The organism is Vibrio navarrensis, assembly GCF_015767675.1.
Classification (GTDB): Bacteria; Pseudomonadota; Gammaproteobacteria; order Enterobacterales; family Vibrionaceae; genus Vibrio.
Genome location: NZ_CP065217.1, coordinates 326979 through 349162, shown reverse-complemented (window position 1 = coordinate 349162; position 22184 = coordinate 326979). Strand labels below are relative to the sequence as shown.

The 22184-nt window shown below is 49.7% G+C and carries 23 protein-coding genes and 1 pseudogene; 4 read left to right on the top strand and 20 right to left on the bottom strand.

Annotated elements, in window-relative coordinates:
* Positions 1-182: 182 nt before the first annotated feature.
* The 7 genes from I3X05_RS01545 to dusA form a co-directional block, all read right to left on the bottom strand.
* Complete coding sequence (locus I3X05_RS01545) at positions 183-956, bottom strand: phosphoadenylyl-sulfate reductase (protein ID WP_045569737.1); 774 nt, start codon at positions 954-956, stop codon at positions 183-185.
* Entirely contained in the window at positions 949-2682 is a 1734-nt protein-coding gene (gene cysI, locus I3X05_RS01540) for an assimilatory sulfite reductase (NADPH) hemoprotein subunit (RefSeq protein ID WP_045569738.1), read from the bottom strand. Before cysI ends, I3X05_RS01545 begins: the two co-directional genes overlap by 8 nt.
* Positions 2682-4535 carry an assimilatory sulfite reductase (NADPH) flavoprotein subunit gene (locus I3X05_RS01535; protein ID WP_193158010.1) on the bottom strand — a complete coding sequence of 618 codons (1854 nt, stop codon included), beginning with the start codon at positions 4533-4535 and terminating at the stop codon, positions 2682-2684. Before I3X05_RS01535 ends, cysI begins: the two co-directional genes overlap by 1 nt.
* Before the next feature lie 90 nt (positions 4536-4625).
* Positions 4626-4856 (bottom strand): hypothetical protein, encoded by a 231-nt coding sequence (locus tag I3X05_RS01530; RefSeq protein WP_045569740.1) that lies wholly within the window; start codon positions 4854-4856, stop codon positions 4626-4628.
* Positions 4857-5015: 159 nt separating this feature from the next.
* Positions 5016-5678 (bottom strand): TIGR04219 family outer membrane beta-barrel protein, encoded by a 663-nt coding sequence (locus tag I3X05_RS01525; RefSeq protein ID WP_045569741.1) that lies wholly within the window; start codon positions 5676-5678, stop codon positions 5016-5018.
* Between the two features lie 98 nt (positions 5679-5776).
* Positions 5777-5995, bottom strand: coding sequence for an envelope stress response protein PspG (pspG, locus tag I3X05_RS01520; RefSeq protein ID WP_045569742.1), 219 nt, complete (start codon positions 5993-5995; stop codon positions 5777-5779).
* 160 nt (positions 5996-6155) lie between these two features.
* A complete protein-coding gene (dusA, locus tag I3X05_RS01515; RefSeq protein ID WP_045569743.1) occupies positions 6156-7136 on the bottom strand; it encodes a tRNA dihydrouridine(20/20a) synthase DusA in 981 nt (326 codons plus the stop codon).
* 301 nt (positions 7137-7437) lie between these two features.
* Between dusA and zur the strand changes: the two genes are divergently transcribed.
* Both zur and I3X05_RS01505 read left to right on the top strand, forming a co-directional pair.
* The gene (gene zur / locus I3X05_RS01510; protein WP_039423265.1) at positions 7438-7887 is read left to right on the top strand and encodes a zinc uptake transcriptional repressor Zur; all 450 of its coding nucleotides are present in this window, start codon (positions 7438-7440) and stop codon (positions 7885-7887) included.
* 25 nt (positions 7888-7912) lie between these two features.
* Positions 7913-8374, top strand: coding sequence for a chemotaxis protein CheX (locus tag I3X05_RS01505; RefSeq protein ID WP_045569744.1), 462 nt, complete (start codon positions 7913-7915; stop codon positions 8372-8374).
* 116 nt (positions 8375-8490) lie between these two features.
* Here the strand turns inward: I3X05_RS01505 and pgi are convergent, their stop codons facing one another.
* Positions 8491-10143 carry a glucose-6-phosphate isomerase gene (gene pgi / locus I3X05_RS01500; RefSeq protein ID WP_337970916.1) on the bottom strand — a complete coding sequence of 551 codons (1653 nt, stop codon included), beginning with the start codon at positions 10141-10143 and terminating at the stop codon, positions 8491-8493.
* Positions 10144-10457: 314 nt separating this feature from the next.
* Between pgi and I3X05_RS01495 the strand changes: the two genes are divergently transcribed.
* Positions 10458-10883, top strand: a complete 426-nt coding sequence (locus tag I3X05_RS01495; protein WP_045569746.1) for a secondary thiamine-phosphate synthase enzyme YjbQ — start codon at positions 10458-10460, stop codon at positions 10881-10883.
* An 18-nt stretch (positions 10884-10901) separates the two neighbouring features.
* Here I3X05_RS01495 and I3X05_RS01490 read toward each other — a convergent pair whose 3' ends face one another.
* Genes I3X05_RS01490 through I3X05_RS01480 form a run of 3 tightly spaced genes read right to left on the bottom strand, consistent with a single transcriptional unit; the run spans position 10902 to position 14609 of the window.
* Positions 10902-12122: a BamA/TamA family outer membrane protein gene (locus tag I3X05_RS01490; RefSeq protein ID WP_226972490.1), complete on the bottom strand. Its 1221-nt coding sequence runs from the start codon at positions 12120-12122 to the stop codon at positions 10902-10904.
* A 2-nt stretch (positions 12123-12124) separates the two neighbouring features.
* Positions 12125-13210: an alanine racemase gene (alr, locus tag I3X05_RS01485; protein ID WP_197467450.1), complete on the bottom strand. Its 1086-nt coding sequence runs from the start codon at positions 13208-13210 to the stop codon at positions 12125-12127.
* 4 nt (positions 13211-13214) lie between these two features.
* The gene (locus I3X05_RS01480; RefSeq protein ID WP_045569747.1) at positions 13215-14609 is read right to left on the bottom strand and encodes a replicative DNA helicase; all 1395 of its coding nucleotides are present in this window, start codon (positions 14607-14609) and stop codon (positions 13215-13217) included.
* A 172-nt stretch (positions 14610-14781) separates the two neighbouring features.
* On the opposite strand from I3X05_RS01480, the gene I3X05_RS01475 reads away from it, so the two are divergent.
* On the top strand, positions 14782-15540 hold the full coding sequence (locus I3X05_RS01475; RefSeq protein ID WP_045569748.1) for a DUF481 domain-containing protein: 759 nt from the start codon (positions 14782-14784) through the stop codon (positions 15538-15540).
* A 102-nt stretch (positions 15541-15642) separates the two neighbouring features.
* Here the strand turns inward: I3X05_RS01475 and rplI are convergent, their stop codons facing one another.
* From rplI to aroK, 9 genes and pseudogenes are all read right to left on the bottom strand, one after another.
* Positions 15643-16095, bottom strand: coding sequence for a 50S ribosomal protein L9 (gene rplI / locus I3X05_RS01470; protein WP_045569749.1), 453 nt, complete (start codon positions 16093-16095; stop codon positions 15643-15645).
* Between the two features lie 33 nt (positions 16096-16128).
* Positions 16129-16356 carry a 30S ribosomal protein S18 gene (gene rpsR, locus I3X05_RS01465; protein ID WP_000090472.1) on the bottom strand — a complete coding sequence of 76 codons (228 nt, stop codon included), beginning with the start codon at positions 16354-16356 and terminating at the stop codon, positions 16129-16131.
* A 16-nt stretch (positions 16357-16372) separates the two neighbouring features.
* A pseudogene (locus I3X05_RS01460) lies at positions 16373-16646 on the bottom strand (primosomal replication protein N).
* 8 nt (positions 16647-16654) lie between these two features.
* Positions 16655-17026, bottom strand: coding sequence for a 30S ribosomal protein S6 (rpsF, locus tag I3X05_RS01455; RefSeq protein WP_045569750.1), 372 nt, complete (start codon positions 17024-17026; stop codon positions 16655-16657).
* Between the two features lie 259 nt (positions 17027-17285).
* Positions 17286-17954, bottom strand: a complete 669-nt coding sequence (gene rpe, locus I3X05_RS01450; RefSeq protein ID WP_045569751.1) for a ribulose-phosphate 3-epimerase — start codon at positions 17952-17954, stop codon at positions 17286-17288.
* 113 nt (positions 17955-18067) lie between these two features.
* Complete coding sequence (locus I3X05_RS01445) at positions 18068-18895, bottom strand: Dam family site-specific DNA-(adenine-N6)-methyltransferase (protein ID WP_045569752.1); 828 nt, start codon at positions 18893-18895, stop codon at positions 18068-18070.
* Between the two features lie 79 nt (positions 18896-18974).
* Complete coding sequence (locus tag I3X05_RS01440; RefSeq protein ID WP_045569753.1) at positions 18975-20480, bottom strand: AAA family ATPase; 1506 nt, start codon at positions 20478-20480, stop codon at positions 18975-18977.
* Between the two features lie 51 nt (positions 20481-20531).
* A complete protein-coding gene (aroB, locus tag I3X05_RS01435; protein ID WP_045569754.1) occupies positions 20532-21623 on the bottom strand; it encodes a 3-dehydroquinate synthase in 1092 nt (363 codons plus the stop codon).
* Positions 21624-21655: 32 nt separating this feature from the next.
* Positions 21656-22174 (bottom strand): shikimate kinase AroK, encoded by a 519-nt coding sequence (aroK, locus tag I3X05_RS01430; protein ID WP_045569755.1) that lies wholly within the window; start codon positions 22172-22174, stop codon positions 21656-21658.
* Positions 22175-22184: the final 10 nt, after the last annotated feature.

Genomic DNA, 22184 nt, shown 5'->3' with positions numbered 1-22184 from the left:
AAAAAATACAAAAATAACGCTTAAGTGGCGAATTGGCGCTCAAATCCTTATTTATCCAACTTTACCCCAAGGATGCGTACAACTTATCCACAGAGTTATTCTTTTTAGCCCTTCGATCGCGGTGAGTCGCCCTTTTATATATAGAAAAAGCCGCTGACGCGGCTTTTTCTATATTAGTCACATTAGATACCTGAACCGTCTTGCTCAGGAGATTCTTCATGCAGCCCACATTCTCGCTTTAAACCAAAGAATCGAGTTTCTTCTTCACTCATTCCCGGTTCCCACTTACGGGTGGTATGGGTATCACCGACTGACAGGTAACCCTGATCCCAAAGCGGGTGATAAGGAAGATCGTTGTCTTTTAGGTAATAGTGCACATCTTTGTTGCTCCAGTCGATCACCGGAAGGAATTTGAAGACGCCATTTTGTACCGCAAGAATCGGTAAGGTCGCACGCGACTTAGATTGCTCACGACGCAAACCCGAGAACCAGGTGCCGACTTCAAGCTCCTGCAGCGCGCGGCGCATCGGTTCGACTTTATTAAGGCGATTATATTGCTCAATCCCCGTCACACCCTGTTCCCACAATTTACCAAAACGCGCTTCCTGCCACGCTGACGATATTTCTGCAGTGTAGATTTTCAGATTCAGATCCAAACGCTCCGTCAGTTGGTCAATAAACTGGTAGGTTTCTGGAAACAGATAGCCCGTGTCGGTCAGGACCACTGGGACGTCTTTGTCGACTGACGTCACCAAATGCAGCATCACCGCAGCCTGAATGCCAAAGCTGGAAGAGACCGCATGAGTACCCGGCAGGTTTTCCAGCGCCCAAACGACACGCTCTTGCGCCGTTAGCGTTTCCAGATAAGCGTTAACTTCTGCCAAGCCGAGCGTTTGCTCCACCTTAGTCAATGTTAGCAACTCCGCCAAATTCGGAGCTGAGACGATCTCAGGCATAAAAGTCCCTCTTAGACACGATCACTTCTTGGATGATGCCGGTACGAATAGTGAAATCACCAAACCCTTCACCCGCCTCACGCTCTTTCGCCCAACGGCCCACCAGCGTATCAATTTCTTCCAGGATCTGTTTATCGGTGATGTTCTCTTTATACATCTTCGGCACACGCGTTCCCGCTCGGTTGCCGCCTAAGTGCAGGTTGTAGCGGCCAGGCGCTTTGCCCACGAGACCGATTTCAGCCAGCATCGCGCGGCCACAACCGTTCGGACAACCGGTGACACGCAAAATGATGTTCTCTTCTTTTGGCAGCGCGTGTTTTTCCAGAATACCTTCGACCTGAGTGACAAACTCCGGCAAGAAGCGTTCGGCTTCAGCCATTGCCAACGGACAGGTTGGGAACGCCACACACGCCATCGAATTCTTACGCTGCTCGCTGACACTGCTATCCATCAAACCATGCGAGACTGCCAATGCTTCAATCGCGGCTTTTTGATCGGCTGGCACACCGGCAATGATCAAGTTCTGGTTTGCCGTCATACGGAAATCGCCTTGGTGAATCTTGGCAATTTCCGCCACGCCAGTTTTAAGCGGCTTGCCTGGGAAATCCAACAGACGGCCGTTTTCAATGAACAACGTCAGGTGATGCTTACCATCAATGCCTTCTACCCAGCCGATGCGATCCCCGCGTTCGATGAACTCGTATGGACGGCTTTCAGCAAAAGTGACGCCTGCGCGTTTTTCCACTTCCGCTTTAAAGACATCAACGCCAACACGATCCAGCGTGTATTTGGTTTTCGCGTTCTTACGGTTTGAACGGTTACCCCAATCGCGTTGTGTTGTCACCACGGCAGCAGCCACGTCTAACGTTTTATCCAGTGGGATAAAACCGAAGTCATCCGCGCGACGCGGATAAGTCGAGGTGTCACCATGCGTCATCGCCAGACCACCACCCACCAGCACGTTAAAACCAACCAGCTTGCCGTTGTCCGCAATCGCCACGAAGTTAAGATCGTTGGCATGCACGTCCACGTCATTTTGTGGCGGGATCACCACGGTCGTTTTGAATTTACGTGGTAAATAGTTGCTGCCCAGAATCGGTTCTTCATCGGTGGCTTCAACTTTCTCACCATCCAGCCAGATTTCGGCATAAGCGCGCGTTTTTGGCAGCAGATGCTCACTGATTTTTTTTGCCCACTCGTACGCTTCTTGGTGCAGCTCAGATTCCACCGGGTTTGAGGTACATAGTACGTTACGGTTTACGTCACCCGCGGTCGCAATCGAATCGATACCGATGCTGTTGAGTGTCTGGTGCATCAGTTTAATGTTCGGTTTCAGAACACCATGGAACTGAAAAGTTTGTCGCGTGGTCAGACGGATACTGCCATACAGCGAGTGTTCGGTCGCAAACTTATCGATCGCCAGCCACTGTTTTGGCTGGATGATGCCGCCTGGCATACGAGCACGCAGCATCACATTGTGCAGCGGCTCCAGTTTTTGTTTGGTACGTTCATTGCGAATGTCGCGGTCATCCTGCTGATACATGCCATGGAAGCGGATCAGTTGGAAGTTATCGGCGGTAAATCCGCCCGTAATGCGATCTTGCAGATCTTGTTCGATCGTACCGCGTAGAAAATTACTTTCGCGCTTGAGACGTTCATTATCAGAAAGCGAGCCGAGCACTTCGCCAAGGACTTCCTGTACGTTGTTTTCAATCTTGCTGCTCATTAGTACACATCCCTCTGGTAACGTTTCGCTTTACGAAGCTCATTGAAATATTCTTCTGCTTTTTCACGTGATAGGCCGCCTTGTTGCTGCGCGACGACGAGAAGCGCTTCATGGACATCTTTCGCCATGCGCGTTGCATCACCACAGATGTAAACGTAGGCACCATCTTGCAGCCACTGCCAAACCTGCTCGGCCTGTTCCAACACTCGGTGTTGCACGTAGACTTTTTCGTGCTGGTCACGGCTGAAGGCCACATCCAAACGCGTCAAAATCCCTGATTTGAGGTATTTCTGCCATTCCACTTGGTAGAGGAAATCTTGCGTGAAGGTGCGATCGCCAAAAAACAACCAGTTCTTACCGTCGGCGCCGCGATTGTCACGCTCTTGAATAAAGCTGCGGAACGGCGCAATGCCGGTACCCGGACCAATCATGATCACTGGCGTGGAATCGTCTTGAGGCAGTTTGAAATTGTTGTTGTGCTCGATGAACACTTTCACCGTCTCGCCTTCTTCTAGGCGTTGACCTAAATAGCTGGATGCCCCACCTTGACGCACTTCACCATCCACATCGTATTCCACGATGCCAACCGTCAAGTGTACTTCTTCATCCACTTCCGATTGGCTGGATGCGATAGAGTACAGACGTGGCGTGAGTCGACGCAGCAGAGAAATCAACTGCTCCGCCGAGAGCTTGGTTTTCTTTTCTTTTAACACATCGACAATTTGCGTGTTCGCCGCGTATTCGCGTAGCTTGTCTTTGTCTTCCACCAGCTTTTGCAGTTTCTTGCTGCCAGAGAGCTCGGCAAACTTAGTGACGAACTGCGGATTCGCCCCGGTAATTTCGTATTTGCTCACCAGTGCGCTGTGCAGCGATAAACTCTCACCGTCAACTTCGACGCTTTCAACACCAGACAGCCCTACCGCCGCTGCGACCACATTCGCTAACTGCGCGCTGTTTTCATACCATACGCCCAGCGCATCGCCCGGTTGATATGTCAGGCCCGAGTCCGCCAAATCGATTTCGATGTGACGCACGTCTTTACCCGAATCGCGCCCCGTGATTTTCTGGCTGGTTAGCAATGTCGCCGTGTAAGGATTTTGTTTGTTGTATTGAGAGTGAGAAGTCGCAGCGTGACCAACAGGAAGCTGAACCACTTGCGCTTGACTGCTCACCAAGGCTTCTTTGACGCTTTCTAATGCTTTAGCGCGCCACTCGGCAGCAGGCGCATCGTAGTCCACATCACAATCTACGCGTTCGATAAAGCGTTTCGCACCCAGTTTTTCAAGGAAAGCATCGAAATCTTTACCAGTTTGACAGAAGAACTCATAGCTCGAGTCACCCAAGCCAATTACACCGTATTGCAGGTTGGGCAGTTTCGGCGCTTTTTTCGATTGCAGGAATTCATGCAGCTCCAGCGCGTTGTCCGGCGCTTCGCCTTCACCATTGGTTGAAGCGACAAAGATCACGTGCGTTTCTTTCGCCAGATCTTTGCCTTTGTAATCACTGGCATCAAACAGTTGTACCGCGATGCCAGCAGCCTGCGCTTCATGCTCCAAAGCTTCCGCCACGCCTTTAGCGTTACCAGTTTGCGAAGCAAAGATAATGGTCAGTTTACCTGCAGGTTTTGCCGCGGTCAGTGCAGTTGCCTGAGTCAACGGCGCTGAAGCGCCTAGCGTCTGAGACTGACTAAGCCCCCAGAAATAACCGCTCACCCAAGCCATTTGCTGAGGTGAGAGTTGTGAAATCGTTTGTTGCAGCTGGTTTAGCTGCGAGTCGTTGATTGGGCTTGCAAGCCCAGCGAGCTCTTTTGGTTTGGTGTTTCCTGAAGACATTGTCACGACTTCCTTATTCATTGCGTGACGATAGATTAACCACTCCTCTTAATAACAAGAAAGAATAGATGAGCATGTTTTATAACTTTTTGGAAGTAAGGCAAAAAGAGGCTAGCGGCCTTCGACTCTGACTTGCTGAAAGCCAACTGCGAGAGCGGATTTGGAAGCCTCATCCAAATCATCATAAAGACATTCACCGCCATGACTATCGGTGAGCAACACAAAACCGCCACGTGCATGGCGAAACTCCACTACCCAACTTCCTTCCTGAATCGATGGCTCAATAATCGCCTCAACCAATTGCTTCTCTCTGAATAAATTCCGTAGCTCAGTAATGGTCATCTTTGCCCCTGTCTGACTATGAATTAGTTTCTCAATAAGCATGGATGAGATTGGCCGTTATGCGAGAAAAAACACTAGAGATATAAAAAACAGATATAAAAAAAGGCCACTTATAATTAAGTGACCTCATCTGTCATCCATTCATTCACTTAAAGGGCATTAAAAGTGGTACTGCGCACCAAGAAACCAGCCGTTGGCAAAAATGAACGATTTACCTAAGGAAGAAGCAAACGTGTCCGATTCCAAATCAATCACTCGATACCCTGCACGTAGAGTCAACTGAGATTGCTCAAGCGGCATTTTGTACTGCATACCCGCCATTAAGTCGGTGCTCTTTATTCCTTTGCTGTCGCCGAAGTTCATCTCACCGATCACATCAAACTGAGTCTCTGGCACTGTAATTTCCGCATAGCCATACCAAGCCCAAATCAGTTCATCAAACGATTTTGCCTGAGCCCCGGGCGTGGCTAAGTCTAGGTATTTACTGTTGCTCAAATCGCTCACCGTGATGCCGGCATCAAAATGCAATAACTCGTGATCCAGCACTTGGTAGTAAAACGTCGCATCCAACTTATCAAAGGCCATGTAGTCGGCGTCCACCGAAGAGAAGCGCAAACGCGCATTCGGCAAGTACTTGATTGGGTGCTCTAACGAAGTATACACAGTGCCTGTTGCCACCGCATCGCGCTTCACTTCGTTTACCTTGGTGCTAACGTTCCAAAACTCAGCGCCGGCGGTAAAATCAAGATCCGAGTCCGCAAGCAAAGGAAAGCTGAGAGACAAGGTGCAGGCTGCGGCCGATATTGCCAAGGTTCTAAGCATGAAACTGATACTCCGGTATAGCTAGATAAATGAGAGATTACGCAGAGGGCAGATCCTATCACACTCTCAGCGCACACTCTGCATAAAATCACCGGACCTTACGATTTACACTTTGGGGAGGCAACCACATGCTTAAAGAACCAAATACCGACCGCTATCACAATCAACCAAGGTAATAGTTTCAAGACAAATCCGAGCATGCCCAACAGTAGCATCACCACCAGTGCTATCGCGGTAGCGGCAAAGACAGTCATCATTGTAATGCCTGTCACCAATAAGGTTGCAGCAAAGACCAGAATAAAAATCAACTCGAACATAGCCATTCTCCTTTGTTTTTATTCGTTAGAGCAGGTTCCGTACCAAGTTTTCAAAAAAAATTTAACTTAATGATATAAAAGAAAAAGCCAACCTGAAGATTGAAAAAGTCGGCTGGCTTTTTGAGTAGAGATGGTAATTTTTACCTGCTAGTGGTCAATTTTACACATCTAATTCCTGAGGGATCTTCGCCAGCGCTTGCTGAAGGACTTCAATGCCTGAACCTGGTTTATGCGCATTTTCACTAATGTGACGACGCCATTGACGTGCGCCCGGCATATTTTGGAACAGCCCCAGCATGTGACGGGTCATGTGCCCCAAGTAAGCACCTTGAGCTAATTGCTGCTCAATGTAAGGATACATCTCTTGCACGATCTGACGACGTTTCTTGATCGGCGCGTTAGAACCAAACAGCGCTTGATCAACCGAGGCTAACAAATAAGGGCTTTGGTATGCTTCACGCCCAATCATCACGCCATCCAAATGCTGCAAATGCTCTCTCGCCTCTTCCAGCGACTTGACGCCACCGTTGATGGCAATGGTCAAGTGCGGGAAATCTCGCTTTAGCTGATACGCGCGAGGGTAATCCAATGGCGGGATCTCACGGTTCTCTTTCGGGCTCAACCCACTCAACCACGCTTTGCGTGCATGAATGGTGAACTGCTCACAACCGCCTTTTTCAGCAACTGTTGCAACAAAATCGGTGAGGAACTGATAAGAGTCTTGATCGTCAATACCAATACGGGTTTTGACCGTCACCGGAATATCCACAACCTCTTTTATCGCTGCAACGCAATCTGCCACCAATTGTGGCTCAGCCATTAAGCAGGCACCAAAACGGCCGTTTTGCACCCGATCAGATGGGCATCCAACGTTAAGATTCACCTCATCATAGCCACGCTCTTGCGCCAACTTGGCACAAGTCGCGAGATCTTGTGGGTTTGAGCCGCCCAACTGCAATGCAACCGGGTGCTCTTCCTCGTTATATGCTAAAAAATCGCCTTTACCATGAATGATCGCGCCCGTCGTCACCATTTCGGTGTAGAGCAGAGTCTCTTTGGTCATCAAACGGTGAAAGTAACGACAATGACGATCGGTCCAATCGAGCATAGGAGCGACAGAAAGGCGACAGGAGTGGGTCATGAGAGTTAATCCTACTAGTTCACAACAGCTGGCCAATCAGAATAAGTAACAGCGCACCATCGGAGTGGTTGCACGGTTACGTATACCGATTGACTGAATATCAAATTTTGGGCCGATATTGTACTGGTTCACCGCAGCTTGTGCCACACTCGCTTTACCTGACGCGCTTTTCCATTTATCGTTGCGCAGGTAGACACTGCGAAAGCGATTTGTGAGATTGACTAAGCGTTATTAGCAATTTTATTGGTTTCTCAACGATCTTCGTATAGAAATAGTTTATTATTAAGAAAGTCCAATTAATATGGTGAAAGATTTGGACCACACACTACTTGAGCAAATAGAAGGCCTGTGTTCGGCAAGAGGAGTCCGCCTGACTCCGCAACGTAAAAGAGTCTTTGAGCTGATCTGTTCAAATTCGAAAGCGTCCAGCGCCTATGATCTGCTGGAGCAATTAAAAGAGAGTGAACCTCAAGCCAAACCTCCAACCGTCTATCGCGCTTTAGATTTTTTAATGGAGCAGGGTTTTATTCATAGGGTTGAGTCAACCAACAGTTTTATCTCCTGCTGCTCATGCAACGCAAAACAACATTTTTTTCAGCTACTAATTTGTGATAAATGTGGTGACGTCGTTGAACTTCAGGATGAGACACTGATATCCTTGTTGGCCAATAATGCTGAAAAGTATGGTTTTAAGCTGACCAATCAAGTGATTGAAACTCATGGTATCTGTAAAGCCTGTGCCTCACAGTGAAAGAAAAAGATTATAGAAGAACGTTATGCGCGCTGAATTTGTAAACCCGTTTTTAGCTTCTTTAATGAATGTTCTAAAAACGATGGCTTCACTGGAATTGAAGCCTCAGAAACCACGTATCAAAAAAGACGAAATCGCCCGTGGCGATGTTTCTGGCCTTATCGGAATGGTTGGCCAACAAACTCGCGGCTCAATGTCGATTACGTTTGATGAATCTCTCGCGTTAGAGATCATGCAAAACATGCTGGGTGAGCGCCCCAACGGATTGAATGAAGAAGTGACCGACATGGTAGGCGAGATTACCAACATGGTGACTGGTGGCGCAAAACGTATTCTGGCAGAAAGCGGCTTTGACTTTGAGATGGCAACACCGATAGTGGTCTCTGGCAAAGGGCATACCATTCGTCACAAATGCGAAGGGTCGATCATCATCATGCCATTTGTATCCCAATGGGGTAATGCCTTTATCGAAATCTGCTTTGAGTAAACGCAGATGATAAAAATGAAAGGTTGATGTTTTTGACATCAACCTTTTTTGTGCACTTTATTTTTGCTCAATCGCACAGAGGAAGGCCGCTACCGACCTTCCCTTTTGCATCATGCTTAGGCTTTAAACGCTTTAAACGCGTTGATCAAACCGTTGGTCGAACTGTCGTGAGAGCTGATCGCCGCACTGTCCGCCAGTTCAGGCAGAATTTGGTTGGCCAGTTGTTTACCTAGCTCCACACCCCACTGATCGAAGCTGAAGATGTTCCAGATAACACCTTGGACAAAGATCTTGTGCTCGTACATCGCAATCAAGTTACCCAGTGTGCGCGCGGTGATTTTCTTGACCAGAATCGAGTTGGTTGGACGGTTACCTTCAAACACTTTGAATGGCGCAATCGCCGCCACTTCTTCAGCACTCTTGCCCGCTTTCACCAACTCTTCTTTTACGGTCTCTTCGCTCTTACCAAACGCAAGTGCTTCTGTTTGTGCAAAGAAGTTCGACATCAGTTTTTGGTGGTGATCACCAGCAGGATTATGGCTGATGGCTGGCGCAATGAAGTCACACGGAATCAGCTTAGTACCTTGGTGAATTAACTGGTAGAACGCGTGCTGACCGTTTGTGCCCGGCTCACCCCAAATGATTGGGCCAGTTTGGTAAGTCACAGCATTGCCTTCACGGTCAACGTATTTACCGTTCGATTCCATGTTACCTTGCTGGAAGTAAGCCGCGAAACGGTGCATGTATTGATCGTAAGGTAAGATAGCTTCTGATTCCGCACCGTGGAAGTTGTTGTACCAAATACCAATCAGCGCCAGGATCACAGGGATGTTGCTTTCTAAGTCTGTTGATACGAAGTGCTTATCCATCTCGTGCGCGCCATCTAGCAGCTCAACGAAGTTGTCGTAACCTACCGCTAGCGCAATGGATAGGCCGATTGCAGACCATAGTGAGTAACGACCACCCACCCAGTCCCAGAATTCGAACATGTTCGCGGTATCGATACCGAACTCAGACACAGCGGTTGCGTTGGTGGAAAGCGCAGCAAAGTGCTTAGCCACGTGTGCTTGATCGCCTGCAGACGCTAGGAACCAATCACGTGCGGTGTGCGCGTTGGTCATGGTTTCTTGCGTGGTGAACGTCTTAGATGCGATCAAAAATAGCGTCGTTTCTGGATTCACTTTCTTCAGCGTTTCAACGATGTGCGTGCCATCCACGTTAGAGACGAAGTGAAGGTTTAGATGATTTTTGAATGGCGCGAGCGCTTCCGTCACCATGTAAGGACCAAGGTCAGAGCCACCAATACCAATATTGACGATATCGGTAATCGCTTTGCCTGTGTAACCTAGCCACTCACCGCCAATCACACGCTCAGTAAAGGCTTTGATTTTTTCCAGGACTGCATTCACTGCTGGCATAACGTCTTCGCCATCGACCATCACAGGTGTGTTGGCGCGGTTACGCAGTGCAGTGTGAAGAACAGCACGACCTTCGGTTTGGTTGATCGCTTCACCACTGAACATCGCGTCAATGGCCGATTTCAATTCCGTCTCTTGCGCCAAAGCGAACAAGTGCTTTAGCGTCTCTTCATTGATAAGGTTCTTTGAGTAATCGACGAGGATGTCGGAGCCGAAACGTGCAGAGTATTTGTCAAAACGCGCCGCGTCTTGAGCAAACAGCGCTTTCAGATCCATATCTTGTGCAGATTCGAAATGCGCGGTAAGCGCTTTCCAAGCTTGTGTTTGCGTTGGATTGATATTTTTCAACATGGTCTCTATCCCGATGTTACAGTAGGTTCTATTCCTGACAGTCTAGCGAAAACTGAGGAATCCCCGATTTAGCAAAAAAGTTTTAGTGATTGTCCACAGCACTGGGCAGCATGACAATCTTGAATTGTAATTTTATTTCAGCATGCAATTATGACTGACTCAGCGTGCACTCACCTTGAGTTAAGTCACGTAAAGCGATATCAACCTGACGACGCCGAGGATTGACCGGCAACGGCGTGCTCTTGTGGTTTGCTTTTGCCAACAAAGATAGCCTTGAAAGCTCTAATTGCCAAATAGAATATAAAGGATGCACTATGTGGTTACAGAAAAGCATAACAATCAACGCGAAAAAGCGCGGCTTCCATCTGATTACTGATGAAATTGAACAACAAATGCCGCAGATATCGTCCGTATCCGTTGGTTTGTTACATGTTTTTATTCAGCACACGTCGGCCAGTCTGACCATCAATGAAAACGCCGATCCAACGGTAAGAATGGACATGGAAAGCCATTTTAATCAGTTTATCCCTGAACGAGCTCCCTACTATCACCACGACTACGAAGGGGACGACGACATGCCAGCACACATCAAAGCTTCCGTATTGGGGAGCAGCGTGACGATTCCGATCCAACATGGCAGGCTCGCTTTGGGCACTTGGCAAGGGATCTATCTGGGAGAACATCGCGATCATGGTGGAGCGCGAAAACTGATTGTCACTTTGCACGGCGAAGAGAAGTAAGCTGCTGGACATGTGCGTTTAAAAAGGTTGATTCACCATCAGACGCAGCTGGCTTCCCTCACCGCCCCAAGCCATCTCAGCTCGAACGACCAAGCCTTCGAGCTGCATGCGCACGCCGCCACCAGCGCTCCATTTTAGGCTGTTGTGCAGTTCAAACAGATCCAGCTCGTCACTCACTCGACCAAGATCGACAAACGCTACCCATTGCCACCATGGAATACTGTAGCTATTGAGGAGCGACACCTCGCTCAGCGGTTGCCAGTTGGGCAAAACACGATACTCCGCGCTGTAATGGATCGCCGAGCGGCCATGAAAACGCCCGTCAGGAAAACTTCTCAGCCGCTGCAAACCGCCTAAACTGACCTGATCCAACTCGGGTGGGCGCTCACAGACAAACCGCTCATTACACTCGAACCACGTCGGCGTATCAGCAAAATAGACATCGACCGCCACTACCTGCTTTTCAAACGTCTCCTCCCACGAGCCCAGATCCCAAAACGCGTTGGCTTGATACTCATACTTCAGCCAGCGATTGTCGTTACCCCAATTTTCGTCGGCATAGCTGACCGCCACATTGGTGCGATAGCCATCAGAAGGATCACGCACATCGTTGCGATTATCCCACTCCAATTGCACTTTGAGCCCGCTAGAATCGCTGTCACGGCTTGGCATGTTTTGCACCGAGCGCGAGGTTTGAAACGGCTGAAAATCGAGGGAGGTAATGCCACTGCGGGCGGGAGAATGGCCTTTGATTTGGCGATTGGTCTCAAAAGCCGCACGAGCACCGCGAAAAGCGGCGTGTCCCCACGGCACGATATAGCGAATCGACAAACGATTGTTCGACTCTTCACCGGTTGCCATCGCTCGCTCATCACGGCGGGAATCATTGTTGCCAGCGCGGCGAAAGTAATATTCGTTGTCGACGTATTTGCCTTGATACAACTCTGCACCGAGTAGCCAGTAATCACCAAATTTATAGTTGCTCGCCGCCAGATAAGTGAAGTAGCTGCCTCTGTCTGAGTAGGCTAAGGCGCCAAACAGTGAAGCGTTCGACTGACCGAAATGTTTGACAGCACCTGCAACACCGAGCGCATTTCCCATCCCTTCACTGGTGTAATAAAAAGGCGCAGCCGAAGTATTCGGCAACCAACTTGGCCAGCCGTCAGCCCAACTCACATTGGATATGGGCAGCACAAGAGGGAGCAAAAGCAAAGAATTCCGTTTCAGAGTTGTCATCATGATTATTCGCTGTAAGACATCTCCACACGAGACGTCAGTTTAGTCACCAGTTCATAGGCGATGGTGCCGATGTGTTGTGCCACCGCTTCTGAGGGCAAATCGGCGCCCCAAAGAATGGCTTCATCGCCCACTTCGTCAGCCGCATCAGGCCCTAAATCAACGGTCAACATGTCCATAGAGACTCGACCGGCGATCGGCACCTGGCGACCATTGACCAACACGGGCGTACCGTTAGGTGCGGTGCGCGGATAGCCATCACCATAGCCAATCGCAATCACGCCGACTTTGGTGTCGCGCGCGCTGGTCCACGTCGCCCCATACCCCACGGACTCGCCCGCTTTCACTTCTCGCACCGCAATCAAATGCGACTTGAGAGTCATTACTGGTTTAAAGCCTAGCTCAGCGGCCGATTTATCGCCAAACGGCGACACTCCGTACATGATGATCCCGGGGCGCACCCACTCAAGCTGGCTCTCTTGCCAAGCCAGCAGCCCGGCGGAAGCGGCCAATGAGCGCTCACCGTGACAACCTTGGGTTAACGCCATAAACAGTTCAATTTGATTGCGCGTAGTCGCATTGTCCAACTCATCGGCGCAGCCAAAATGGCTCATGTAACGCAACGGTTTTGCCACATTCGGGCATTGATGCAAACGGGTGACAAAATCCTGATACTGCTCGGGGCGCACGCCAAGGCGATGCATGCCGCTGTCGATTTTTAGCCACACCACCACGGGTGTTTCCAGCTCAGCCGTTTCTAAGTCGCGCAGCTGCTCTTCACAGTGCACCACGGTTTGAATGTTATTGGTGACTAACACAGGCAAATCGCCAGACGAGTAGAACCCTTCCAACAGCAAGATCGGCTTCACCACTCCACACGCGCGCAGTTGCAACGCTTCTTCAATGCGCGCCACACCAAAGGCATCGGCACCAATGGCGTGCTTAGCCACATGGCGCAAACCGTGTCCATAGCCATTGGCCTTGACTACCGCCATCACTTTACTGTGAGGGGCAAGCTGTTTGATGCGTTGCAGATTGTGCTGTAGTGCGCTCAAATCGATGCACGCGGTGGCGGCTTTCATGTAATTCATGGCATTACTCTTCATCAAAAGCAGGACCTGCGTAGTTATCAAAGCGCGACCACTGCCCTTGGAAGGTCAAACGCACTGAACCGATTGGGCCGTTACGCTGTTTACCGATAATGATTTCTGCGGTGCCTTTGAGCGCACTGTCTGGGTGGTACACTTCGTCACGGTAGATAAACATGATCAAGTCAGCATCCTGCTCGATAGAGCCGGATTCACGCAGATCCGAGTTGACTGGGCGTTTGTCGGCACGTTGTTCTAGCGAGCGGTTAAGCTGCGACAGCGCGACAACGGGGACGTTGAGCTCTTTGGCCAACGCTTTGAGTGAGCGGGAAATCTCGGCGATTTCCAAGGTACGATTATCCGACAGTGCTGGCACGCGCATCAACTGAAGGTAGTCGACCATGATCATCGATAAACCGCCGTGTTCGCGCGCCACCCGACGTGCACGCGAGCGCACTTCGGTTGGCGTCAGACCTGAGCTGTCATCGATGTACATGTTTTTCTTCTCCATCAGAATGCCCATGGTCGAAGAAATGCGAGCCCAATCTTCATCATCCAGTTGCCCGGTACGAATTTTGGTTTGGTCGACGCGAGAGAGTGACGCCAGCATACGCATCATGATCTGCTCTGCAGGCATCTCCAGCGAGAAGATCAGCACCGGCTTCTCTTGCTTCATCGCGGCGTTTTCACACAAGTTCATCGCGAAAGTGGTTTTACCCATCGATGGACGCGCCGCGACAATGATCAGATCCGAACCTTGCAGACCCGCGGTTTTCTTATTGAGATCGGTAAAACCAGTATCAACCCCAGTGACGCCATCCTGCGGCGTTTTGTACAACAGCTCAATACGTTCAAGCGTCTTTTCTAGGATGGAATCAACGTTCTGCGGCCCTTCGTTTTCGTTGGTACGCTCTTCAGCAATCGCGAATACTTTACTTTCGGCGAGATCGAGCAGATCTTCCGAACTGCGACCTTGCGGATCATAACCCGCGTCGGCAATCTCATTCGCCACGCCGATCAAATTACGGATTAACGCACGTTCTGCGACAATGTCGGCATAGGCATTGATGTTCGCCGCACTTGGGGTGTTTTTGGCCAGATCGGCTAAATAGGCGAAGCCGCCCACGTCGTCGAGCTGTTCGCGACGCTCCAAATATTCAGACAGCGTAATCAAATCGAGCGGTTTGCTCTCTTCTAAAATGCTTTTTATCGCATCAAAGATCAGCCGGTGTGGTCGGCTGTAAAAATCTTTACTCACGACACGCTCGGCCACCGTATCCCAGCGTTCATTATCCAGCAGCAAGCCACCCAGTACCGATTGTTCGGCTTCCAATGAGTGAGGAGGAACTTTTATTGCATCAACTTGGCTATCTACGACTTTACGAGTTCGATTCTCCGCCATGACTACACTCAACAACTTATATTTACCGCCATTATACTCAAAATGATCTGAGATGCTCGTCTATCGAGATAGAGTTTACCGTTCAAACAACAAGTTTTAACTGGAATCTGACGCAGCTTTGTTGCCATCTTCGTACTATCCAACCGCCTGTTTTTCTGCTCATGAGGTCTTTGTGTCCACACGCTGGTTTTATTGCCTAAGCTTGCTCGCAAGCCTGTCAGCCTACGCTGAAGAAAATCCGGATAAGGACATCGACATTCCCTCTCCTCTCAAAACTGAAGTGGAGTTTGGTTATCAAGCGCACTCGGGTAATACTGACTCGCAGGCGCTCAACGCCCGTTTAAGTGGTGAATACACCGAAGGACGACATCGTTCCAACGGCGAATGGAAGTTTTATAACCTATATAAAGATGGGGAAGAGGACAAACGCACGTCAACCTACAGCGCGCAGACCGACTATAAGCTCGGCCCTAAAACCTACCTGTATGGCAGCTTCAAAGGGGTCGATTCACGCTATAGCGCCTATTTTAAGGATTACACCCTCTCTGGTGGTTTGGGCTATCAATTTGCCAGCACCGACACGTTTGTTTTGGAAATGGAGATTGGCCCCGGCTTTCGCTATCAGGAACCCAATTTAGATGAGATTGACGATGACGACATTATCCTGCCTCACATCGTCGAAGAAGGCATTTTTCGTGGCAACATGAAGACCAGTTGGCAAGCGCTAGACAATCTTCGTCTCGCTGCCGATATCACCGTGGTCACAGGCCGCAGCAACACCCGCACCGACAGTGAACTGAGTTTGACCAACAACATCACCGAAGAGATCGCACTTAAGATTGCGCACTCGCGGCAATATCACGATAAAGTGCCGGAAGGGCTCAATAAAGCCGACAGCGTGTTGTCGATTAATTTGTTGTTTGTATTTTAATGGTATTGAACCCATGCAGGGTTCCATACCTCTTCAGCCAAAACCGACGCATAAAAAAAGCACCTGCGAGCAGGTGCTTTTAACATCGTCTTGATACTGAAATTAGTCAGCAGCAACAACTTGTAGTTTAACGGTCGCGAACACTTCAGAGTGAAGTTGAACGCTGATCTCGAACTCACCAGTTGTACGTAGTGCACCTTCAGGAAGGCGAACTTCGCTCTTAGCAACTTCAACGCCAGCTGCAGTGATTGCATCAGCGATGTCACGAGTACCGATAGAACCGAACAGTTTGCCTTCGTCACCCGCTTTAGATGCGATAACAACCGCTTCTAGAGCTTCAACTTTCTCAGCGCGTGCTTGCGCAGCAGTCAGTTGCTCAGCAACTTTCGCTTCAAGTTCAGCACGACGTGCTTCGAACATCTCAACGTTGCCTTTAGTCGCCATAACTGCTTTACCCTGTGGGATAAGGAAGTTACGAGCGTAACCAGACTTAACGTTTACTGTGTCGCCCAGGCTGCCTAGGTTACCGATTTTATCAAGTAGAATAACTTGCATTGCTTAATCCTCTTTCTTAATAAACGGTACCGATTACTGATGTTTGTCAGTGTACGGTAGCAGAGCCAGGTAACGAGAACGCTTGATCGCGCGAGCTAGTTGACGCTGATACTTAGCGCTAGTACCAGTGATACGGCTTGGTACGATTTTACCAGCTTCAGTGATGTAGTTTTTAAGAGTTGCTACGTCTTTGTAATCAATCTCTTGTACGCCTTCTGCAGTGAAACGGCAGAATTTACGACGACGGAAGAAACGAGCCATGGGCTATCTCCTGATCTTAAATATGAATGATGTCATCGGCATGTAACACTAATTTTCTGACGCCATGTTGGCCAGTTTGATAAGCGACGAAGCCACTTACCTTAATGTTACTGCCTAAAACGAGTTGTTGAGTTTTCTCATGAGACCTTTCGCCACTGCCAGCCACTAGTATTCGACAATAAATTGCCTTACTCAGCTTGCTTTCCCTACGATGGAGCAATGCTCTGTGCAGAGGTGGCTTCGAACGAATCTTTAGCGACAATGCCGCGCGGCTTCATTCGATGGGTCAGACAATCAATTACTCAGCAGCTGCTTCTCTCGCTTCAGCGTCGCGACGAGGAGCACGCTCTTCTTTCTGCTTAAGCATGATTGAAGGCTCAGTGATAGCCGCTTTAGTACGCATGATCATGTTGCGTAGTACTGCATCATTGAAACGGAAAGCAGTTTCCAGTTCATCGATAACAGTTTGGTCAGCTTCCACGTTCATTAGAACGTAGTGAGCTTTGTGAAGCTTGTTGATTGGGTAAGCCAGTTGACGACGGCCCCAGTCTTCTAGACGGTGAACTTTACCGCCAGCTTCAGTGATTGAACCAGTGTAACGCTCGATCATGCCTGCAACTTGCTCGCTTTGATCAGGGTGCACCATGAATACGATTTCGTAATGACGCATTTATTGCTCCTTACGGATTATTAGCTTCCACGTTTGGCCCGGTCGTCCAGAGGAAGCAAGGAACTAAGGGTTATTGACCGAGTTTTAAGGATGGCAGATGGTACAGAAAGAGCACAAATTACGCAAGGGGTATTTTTCAACCGCAGCTAAGGAGGAGGCGAGGAGCTAGGGAGCTAGGAAGCTAGGAAGCTAGGAAGCTAGGAAGCTAGGAAGCTAGAAAACTAGAAAACTAGAAAACTAGCTACCTCACCTCTCGCATTTACACTTTGGCTAATTCAGCACGCATCTCATTGATCACCGCTTGATAATCTAGCTGACCGAAAATCGCTGAACCGGCAACAAACATATCTGCGCCCGCCTCGGCGATTTCACGAATATTCTCGACTTTCACCCCGCCGTCGATTTCCAGACGGATGTTGCGTCCAGACTCGTTGATACGCTGGCGTACGGCACGCAGTTTATCTAAGGTGTGCGGGATAAACGACTGACCGCCAAAGCCCGGGTTGACGGACATCAGCAAGATCAAATCCACTTTATCCATGATGTAATCGAGGCAAGACAGAGGCGTCGCTGGGTTGAGTACCACACCGGCCTGACAGCCGTGCTCTTTGATCAACTGCAAGGTGCGATCGACATGCTCAGACGCTTCTACGTGAAAGGTGATCATCGTAGCGCCCGCTTTGGCGAAATCAGGAATGATGCGATCGACCGGTTTTACCATCAGATGCACATCGATCGGCGCGGTAATGCCGTAGTCACGCAACGCTTTACAGATGGGCGCGCCAAACGTCAGGTTAGGCACGTAGTGGTTGTCCATCACATCGAAATGCACCACATCGGCGCCTGCCGCCAGCACTTTTTCAACATCTTCCCCTAAACGGGCAAAATCAGCAGACAAAATCGATGGAGCAATAAGAAAATCTTTCATACCTGACCTCAGTAGTAGCGAGCAAACCAAATTGCGCGCAATTTTACCGAAGCCAGAGCACAGATCCACTGTTAGAGTGCAATAGTGTGAGTGTTATGGATTGCGACGGGCAGTTAGTCGTTTTGCTCGGCGTGAAACAGCGCCAGCAGCTCATCAACTTTGCTGCGACCGCCGCCGTTACGGCTAATGGTGCGTTTGACTTTGACCACGCTCAGTTCAGCGCCGTGATACAAGCGCCGTGTCAAGGTGGTGTCGTGGTTGGAAATCAGTACCGGAATACCGCGCTCTTTGGCCGCTTTCTCCGCCACATCGGCCAGAGCCGCTTGATCGTCCAAGGTAAATCCGTTGCACGCGTAGGAGGTAAAATTGGCGGTGTTGGATAACGGTGCATACGGTGGATCGCAGTAAATCACACAGCCTTTGCGCGCACGGCGAAACGTCTCTTGGTAACCCTCACACACAAACGTCGCTTTTTGCGCTTTTTCAGCGAAAAACTCCAACTCGGCTTCTGGGAAATAGGGCTTTTTGTAAGAGCCAAACGGCACATTGAAGCCGCCTTTTTTGTTGTAACGGCATAAGCCATTAAAACCAAAACGGTTCATATAAAGAAAGGCCAGCGAGCGGTACATCACTTCGTCTGATTTGTTAAATTCAGAGCGAATATGCAGATACGCCTCTTTGCGATTGTTTTCCGCAACAAACCAGCGTTTTGCCTCGCTGATGTACGTCTGCGGCTGCTCTTTGAGCAGATTGTAGAGATTGATCAGATCGGGGTTGATATCAGCGAGCAAATAGTGCTCGTAATCCGTATTGAGGAACACCGAACCTGCACCGACGAAGGGCTCAACCAGTTTACGAGCCTCAGGCAAATGTTTCTGGATATCGTCTACCAGGCCATATTTGCCTCCGGCCCATTTTAAAAAGGCACGCTGCTTTTTCATCGACTGCTCTTTAACCGCTCTATCTATCAACCCGCATCAAGGCTGCGGAATGTAACATATTTTGCTGTGAAGCTCAGGATTATTTCACCCGATCAATCTCACGCTGCACCTGACTTAACGATTTTGCCCAAGGACCGAGCGATTGCAGTGACGCAGGCAAGCTTTCTACCGCATCGCGAGCCATCTGAATGGTCGGGTAATCCTGATAGGTCACAATGTACCACTCGGTATCATTACGCAGTGTCGGATAAATGCGTACCGCATTGTGCAACTGGTGCTTATCCAAAAATGCCTGCACATCGGGCATGGACGTCATCGCGGCAAGCTGCAAGGTGTAACTGCGAGGCGAGAGCGCTTTCAGCTCTTCGCGGGCGAATGAGAAAGAGACGGTTGGTGGCACTTGCTCGGCAACGGGCGCCGTCACGGCTTCTGCATCCACTTCACTTAGCGTCTCGACAGGCACTTCAACCATGGAATCGGTCACCACAGCGTCAATCTTGCTGGTATCCGCCTGCTCGGGTTTATTTTCCAGCAGCGCATCGACCACGTCTGATTCAATGATGACCCGTTGCTGATTTTGATCGCTGATACCGACGCTGGCGGCGCTGGTCATCACCGGCGGAGGAAGGGACGCCGAGTCATCCGTTGCATCTTTAAACTGCTCACTCTCCATGCTGTCTTTAGCGGTTTCAGCCACGGAGTCTGTTGCTTGGCTGGCGTCTGGTGTGTCTGTGCTTGGCTCTAAGGTCGGAATCGCCGTCTGTTCCATAGTGCGAGTGATAAGCTCAGCTTGCTCATCGGCAGAAGGCTGACTAAACACCCACCAATACCCGGCAGCGGCGAGCAGCAGTAAAATCAACGCGGTTAACGCCATATTGATTGGCGAGGCGACAATAGAACGAATCACAACCCTTTTTTCCACCTTAATCTCTCCTAATGCCATGATCGCCCCCGGTGTCGGGCTGGTTTTCTTAAAGGCGGCGCGCACTTTTTTCTCCGCATCGTCAGCCACATATCGCACCACCATGTTTTCAAAAAAGCGCAGCGCTTCGGTTTCGCTCAGCATCTCGATGTCGAGATCAATCGGTTTATGCTCTTGTCCATAGCCCAGTCGGGTCAGCAGCGGCTCCATGGTGCCGGCTTCACTAAACAGCAACACGTTGACCGACCAATGCGGATTCGACTGCGCTTCCAGCACCAACATCCACAGCTCAGAGACTACGGTTTCGCTAAGCAAGTGGGCATCGTCAATCACGATGGCGACATTGCATCCCTGCCCTTCCAGCAAACGTTCCAAGCTTTCAAGCAAGGAATCATGCTGATTAAACATCGGCTCGCTCACCAGTTGACTTAAGATCAACGTCCGGTGCTGGCCGTCATTTTGGTTAGGATGACAAAGCAATAAACACTGATTTTTCTCTTGCGCGTACTGTTCAAGGTAGCGCTGAGCCAGCCACGACTTACCATGGCCTTTGGCACCGTGAATGGTCACCAAATTGGAGCCAAAATTGGTCAGCAACTCGAGGCGTTCGAGCAGTTCTGTTTGCGAATCTAATTCAAGTACATGAGGCTGTGCGAAACTCATGGGCATTTTCCCTAATAAAATAGCTCCAATCGGAGCTACTCAAAGGCCAGTTTAATCACTTATGCGGCACTCTTCGATGGCCTGACGGATCACTTCCTGAGGTACATCGGCCACCACATCGGCGGTGCCGATCCCGTTGGGGAGAACTAGGCGTAGTTTTCCGGACAATACTTTTTTATCACGCATCATGTGCGTCATAAAGTCTTCAAATGACATGCTTTCTGGCGTGTGCACCGGCAACTTAGCTCGTTTAAGTATAGAGAGTATTTGCTCAAACTGCGCCGCAGTAATCATGCCTTGCAGCTGCGCCGTGCGCGCCGCCATCACCGTACCAGCCGCGACGGCTTCGCCATGCAGCCAGTTGCCATAGCCCATTTGCGCTTCGATAGCGTGACCAAAGGTGTGACCAAGATTGAGCAAGGCACGAATGCCCGACTCTTTTTCGTCCTGCGCCACCACTTCGGCTTTGATCTCGCAGCAGCGAGCAATCGCGTAGGTAAGCGCTTGCTCGTCGAGCGCGTAGAGTTTGTCGAGGTTTTCATCCAGCCAAGTGAAGAAAGCCGCATCGTAAATAATGCCGTATTTGATCACTTCCGCCATGCCTGCCGCAAATTCGCGTGCCGGGAGCGAGCTAAGACAATCGGTGTCGATAATCACCGATTTGGGCTGGTAAAAAGCGCCGATCATATTTTTACCCAGCGGATGGTTGACGGCGGTTTTGCCCCCTACCGAGGAGTCCACTTGGGAAAGTAAGGTGGTAGGGATCTGGATGAAGTCAACGCCGCGCTGGTAACACGCCGAAGCGAAACCGACCAAATCGCCAATTACGCCGCCCCCCAATGCCACAACAACCACATCACGGCTGAAGTTGCCTTGCAGCAAAAAGCTCATCACTTGGTTGAACGTTTCTAGCGTTTTGTACTGTTCACCGTCGGGTAATTCGAGCAGTGAGGCTTGGCAGCCGAGTTGATCTAATAAGGAGAGGATTTTGTCCGCATAGAGAGGTGCTACGGTGACGTTGGTGATCACCACCACTTTCTGACCAGAGGATAAGAAAGAAAGGTACGCCGGGTCTGAAAATAACCCGGCGCCGATAGAGATTGGGTAGCTACGCTCAGCAAGGTTGACCGTAATCCGTTCCATGGTTGCACTCCACTTAAAAAGAAATAGTTGATTTATCTCTCTTCTAGCATTTTTACGATCTGGTTGGCTACCACTTTTGCGCTTTGATCATCAGTGCGCACTGTGTAATCTGCGATTTCCTCATAAAGAGGGTTGCGCTCCTCGGCAAGTGCTTCCAGCACTTCACGTGGATTGTCCGTCTGCAGTAGAGGACGTTTTTTGTCGCGGTTGGTACGAGCGAGTTGTTTCTCTATCGTTGTTTCTAGGTAAACAACAATACCGCGAGCAGAAAGATGATTGCGGTTTTCTTTGCTCTTTACCGAGCCACCGCCTGTTGCCAGTACGATACCTTGTTCCAGTGTCAGGTCGTTAAGAACCGTTTCTTCACGTTTGCGAAAACCTTCTTCGCCCTCAACATCAAATACCCAAGCGATATCAGCACCAGTACGTTCTTCGATAACCGTATCGGAATCTAGAAATTCCATATGGAGTTGTTGAGCCAGGTAGCGACCAATTGTGCTTTTGCCAGCGCCCATCGGGCCAACAAGGAAAATATTACGTTTCTCAGCCATGTTTAGCAGT

Excerpts from the sequence above, each read along its gene's own strand:
- I3X05_RS01530 (WP_045569740.1), bottom strand. The coding sequence starts at position 4,856 with ATGACCATTACTGAGCTACGGAATTTATTCAGAGAGAAGCAATTGGTT.
- I3X05_RS01490 (WP_226972490.1), bottom strand. The coding sequence starts at position 12,122 with ATGATGACAACTCTGAAACGGAATTCTTTGCTTTTGCTCCCTCTTGTG.
- rplI (WP_045569749.1), bottom strand. The coding sequence starts at position 16,095 with ATGCAAGTTATTCTACTTGATAAAATCGGTAACCTAGGCAGCCTGGGC.
- aroK (WP_045569755.1), bottom strand. The coding sequence starts at position 22,174 with ATGGCTGAGAAACGTAATATTTTCCTTGTTGGCCCGATGGGCGCTGGC.
- I3X05_RS01480 (WP_045569747.1), bottom strand. The coding sequence starts at position 14,609 with ATGGCGGAGAATCGAACTCGTAAAGTCGTAGATAGCCAAGTTGATGCA.
- I3X05_RS01440 (WP_045569753.1), bottom strand. The coding sequence starts at position 20,480 with ATGAGTTTCGCACAGCCTCATGTACTTGAATTAGATTCGCAAACAGAA.
- aroB (WP_045569754.1), bottom strand. The coding sequence starts at position 21,623 with ATGGAACGGATTACGGTCAACCTTGCTGAGCGTAGCTACCCAATCTCT.
- I3X05_RS01505 (WP_045569744.1), top strand. The coding sequence starts at position 7,913 with ATGCGCGCTGAATTTGTAAACCCGTTTTTAGCTTCTTTAATGAATGTT.
- alr (WP_197467450.1), bottom strand. The coding sequence starts at position 13,210 with ATGAATTACATGAAAGCCGCCACCGCGTGCATCGATTTGAGCGCACTA.
- zur (WP_039423265.1), top strand. The coding sequence starts at position 7,438 with ATGGTGAAAGATTTGGACCACACACTACTTGAGCAAATAGAAGGCCTG.
- I3X05_RS01445 (WP_045569752.1), bottom strand. The coding sequence starts at position 18,895 with ATGAAAAAGCAGCGTGCCTTTTTAAAATGGGCCGGAGGCAAATATGGC.
- I3X05_RS01535 (WP_193158010.1), bottom strand. The coding sequence starts at position 4,535 with ATGAATAAGGAAGTCGTGACAATGTCTTCAGGAAACACCAAACCAAAA.
- dusA (WP_045569743.1), bottom strand. The coding sequence starts at position 7,136 with ATGACCCACTCCTGTCGCCTTTCTGTCGCTCCTATGCTCGATTGGACC.
- I3X05_RS01545 (WP_045569737.1), bottom strand. The coding sequence starts at position 956 with ATGCCTGAGATCGTCTCAGCTCCGAATTTGGCGGAGTTGCTAACATTG.
- rpsR (WP_000090472.1), bottom strand. The coding sequence starts at position 16,356 with ATGGCTCGTTTCTTCCGTCGTCGTAAATTCTGCCGTTTCACTGCAGAA.
- pspG (WP_045569742.1), bottom strand. The coding sequence starts at position 5,995 with ATGTTCGAGTTGATTTTTATTCTGGTCTTTGCTGCAACCTTATTGGTG.
- I3X05_RS01495 (WP_045569746.1), top strand. The coding sequence starts at position 10,458 with ATGTGGTTACAGAAAAGCATAACAATCAACGCGAAAAAGCGCGGCTTC.
- I3X05_RS01525 (WP_045569741.1), bottom strand. The coding sequence starts at position 5,678 with ATGCTTAGAACCTTGGCAATATCGGCCGCAGCCTGCACCTTGTCTCTC.
- rpe (WP_045569751.1), bottom strand. The coding sequence starts at position 17,954 with ATGAAAGATTTTCTTATTGCTCCATCGATTTTGTCTGCTGATTTTGCC.
- rpsF (WP_045569750.1), bottom strand. The coding sequence starts at position 17,026 with ATGCGTCATTACGAAATCGTATTCATGGTGCACCCTGATCAAAGCGAG.
- pgi (WP_337970916.1), bottom strand. The coding sequence starts at position 10,143 with ATGTTGAAAAATATCAATCCAACGCAAACACAAGCTTGGAAAGCGCTT.
- cysI (WP_045569738.1), bottom strand. The coding sequence starts at position 2,682 with ATGAGCAGCAAGATTGAAAACAACGTACAGGAAGTCCTTGGCGAAGTG.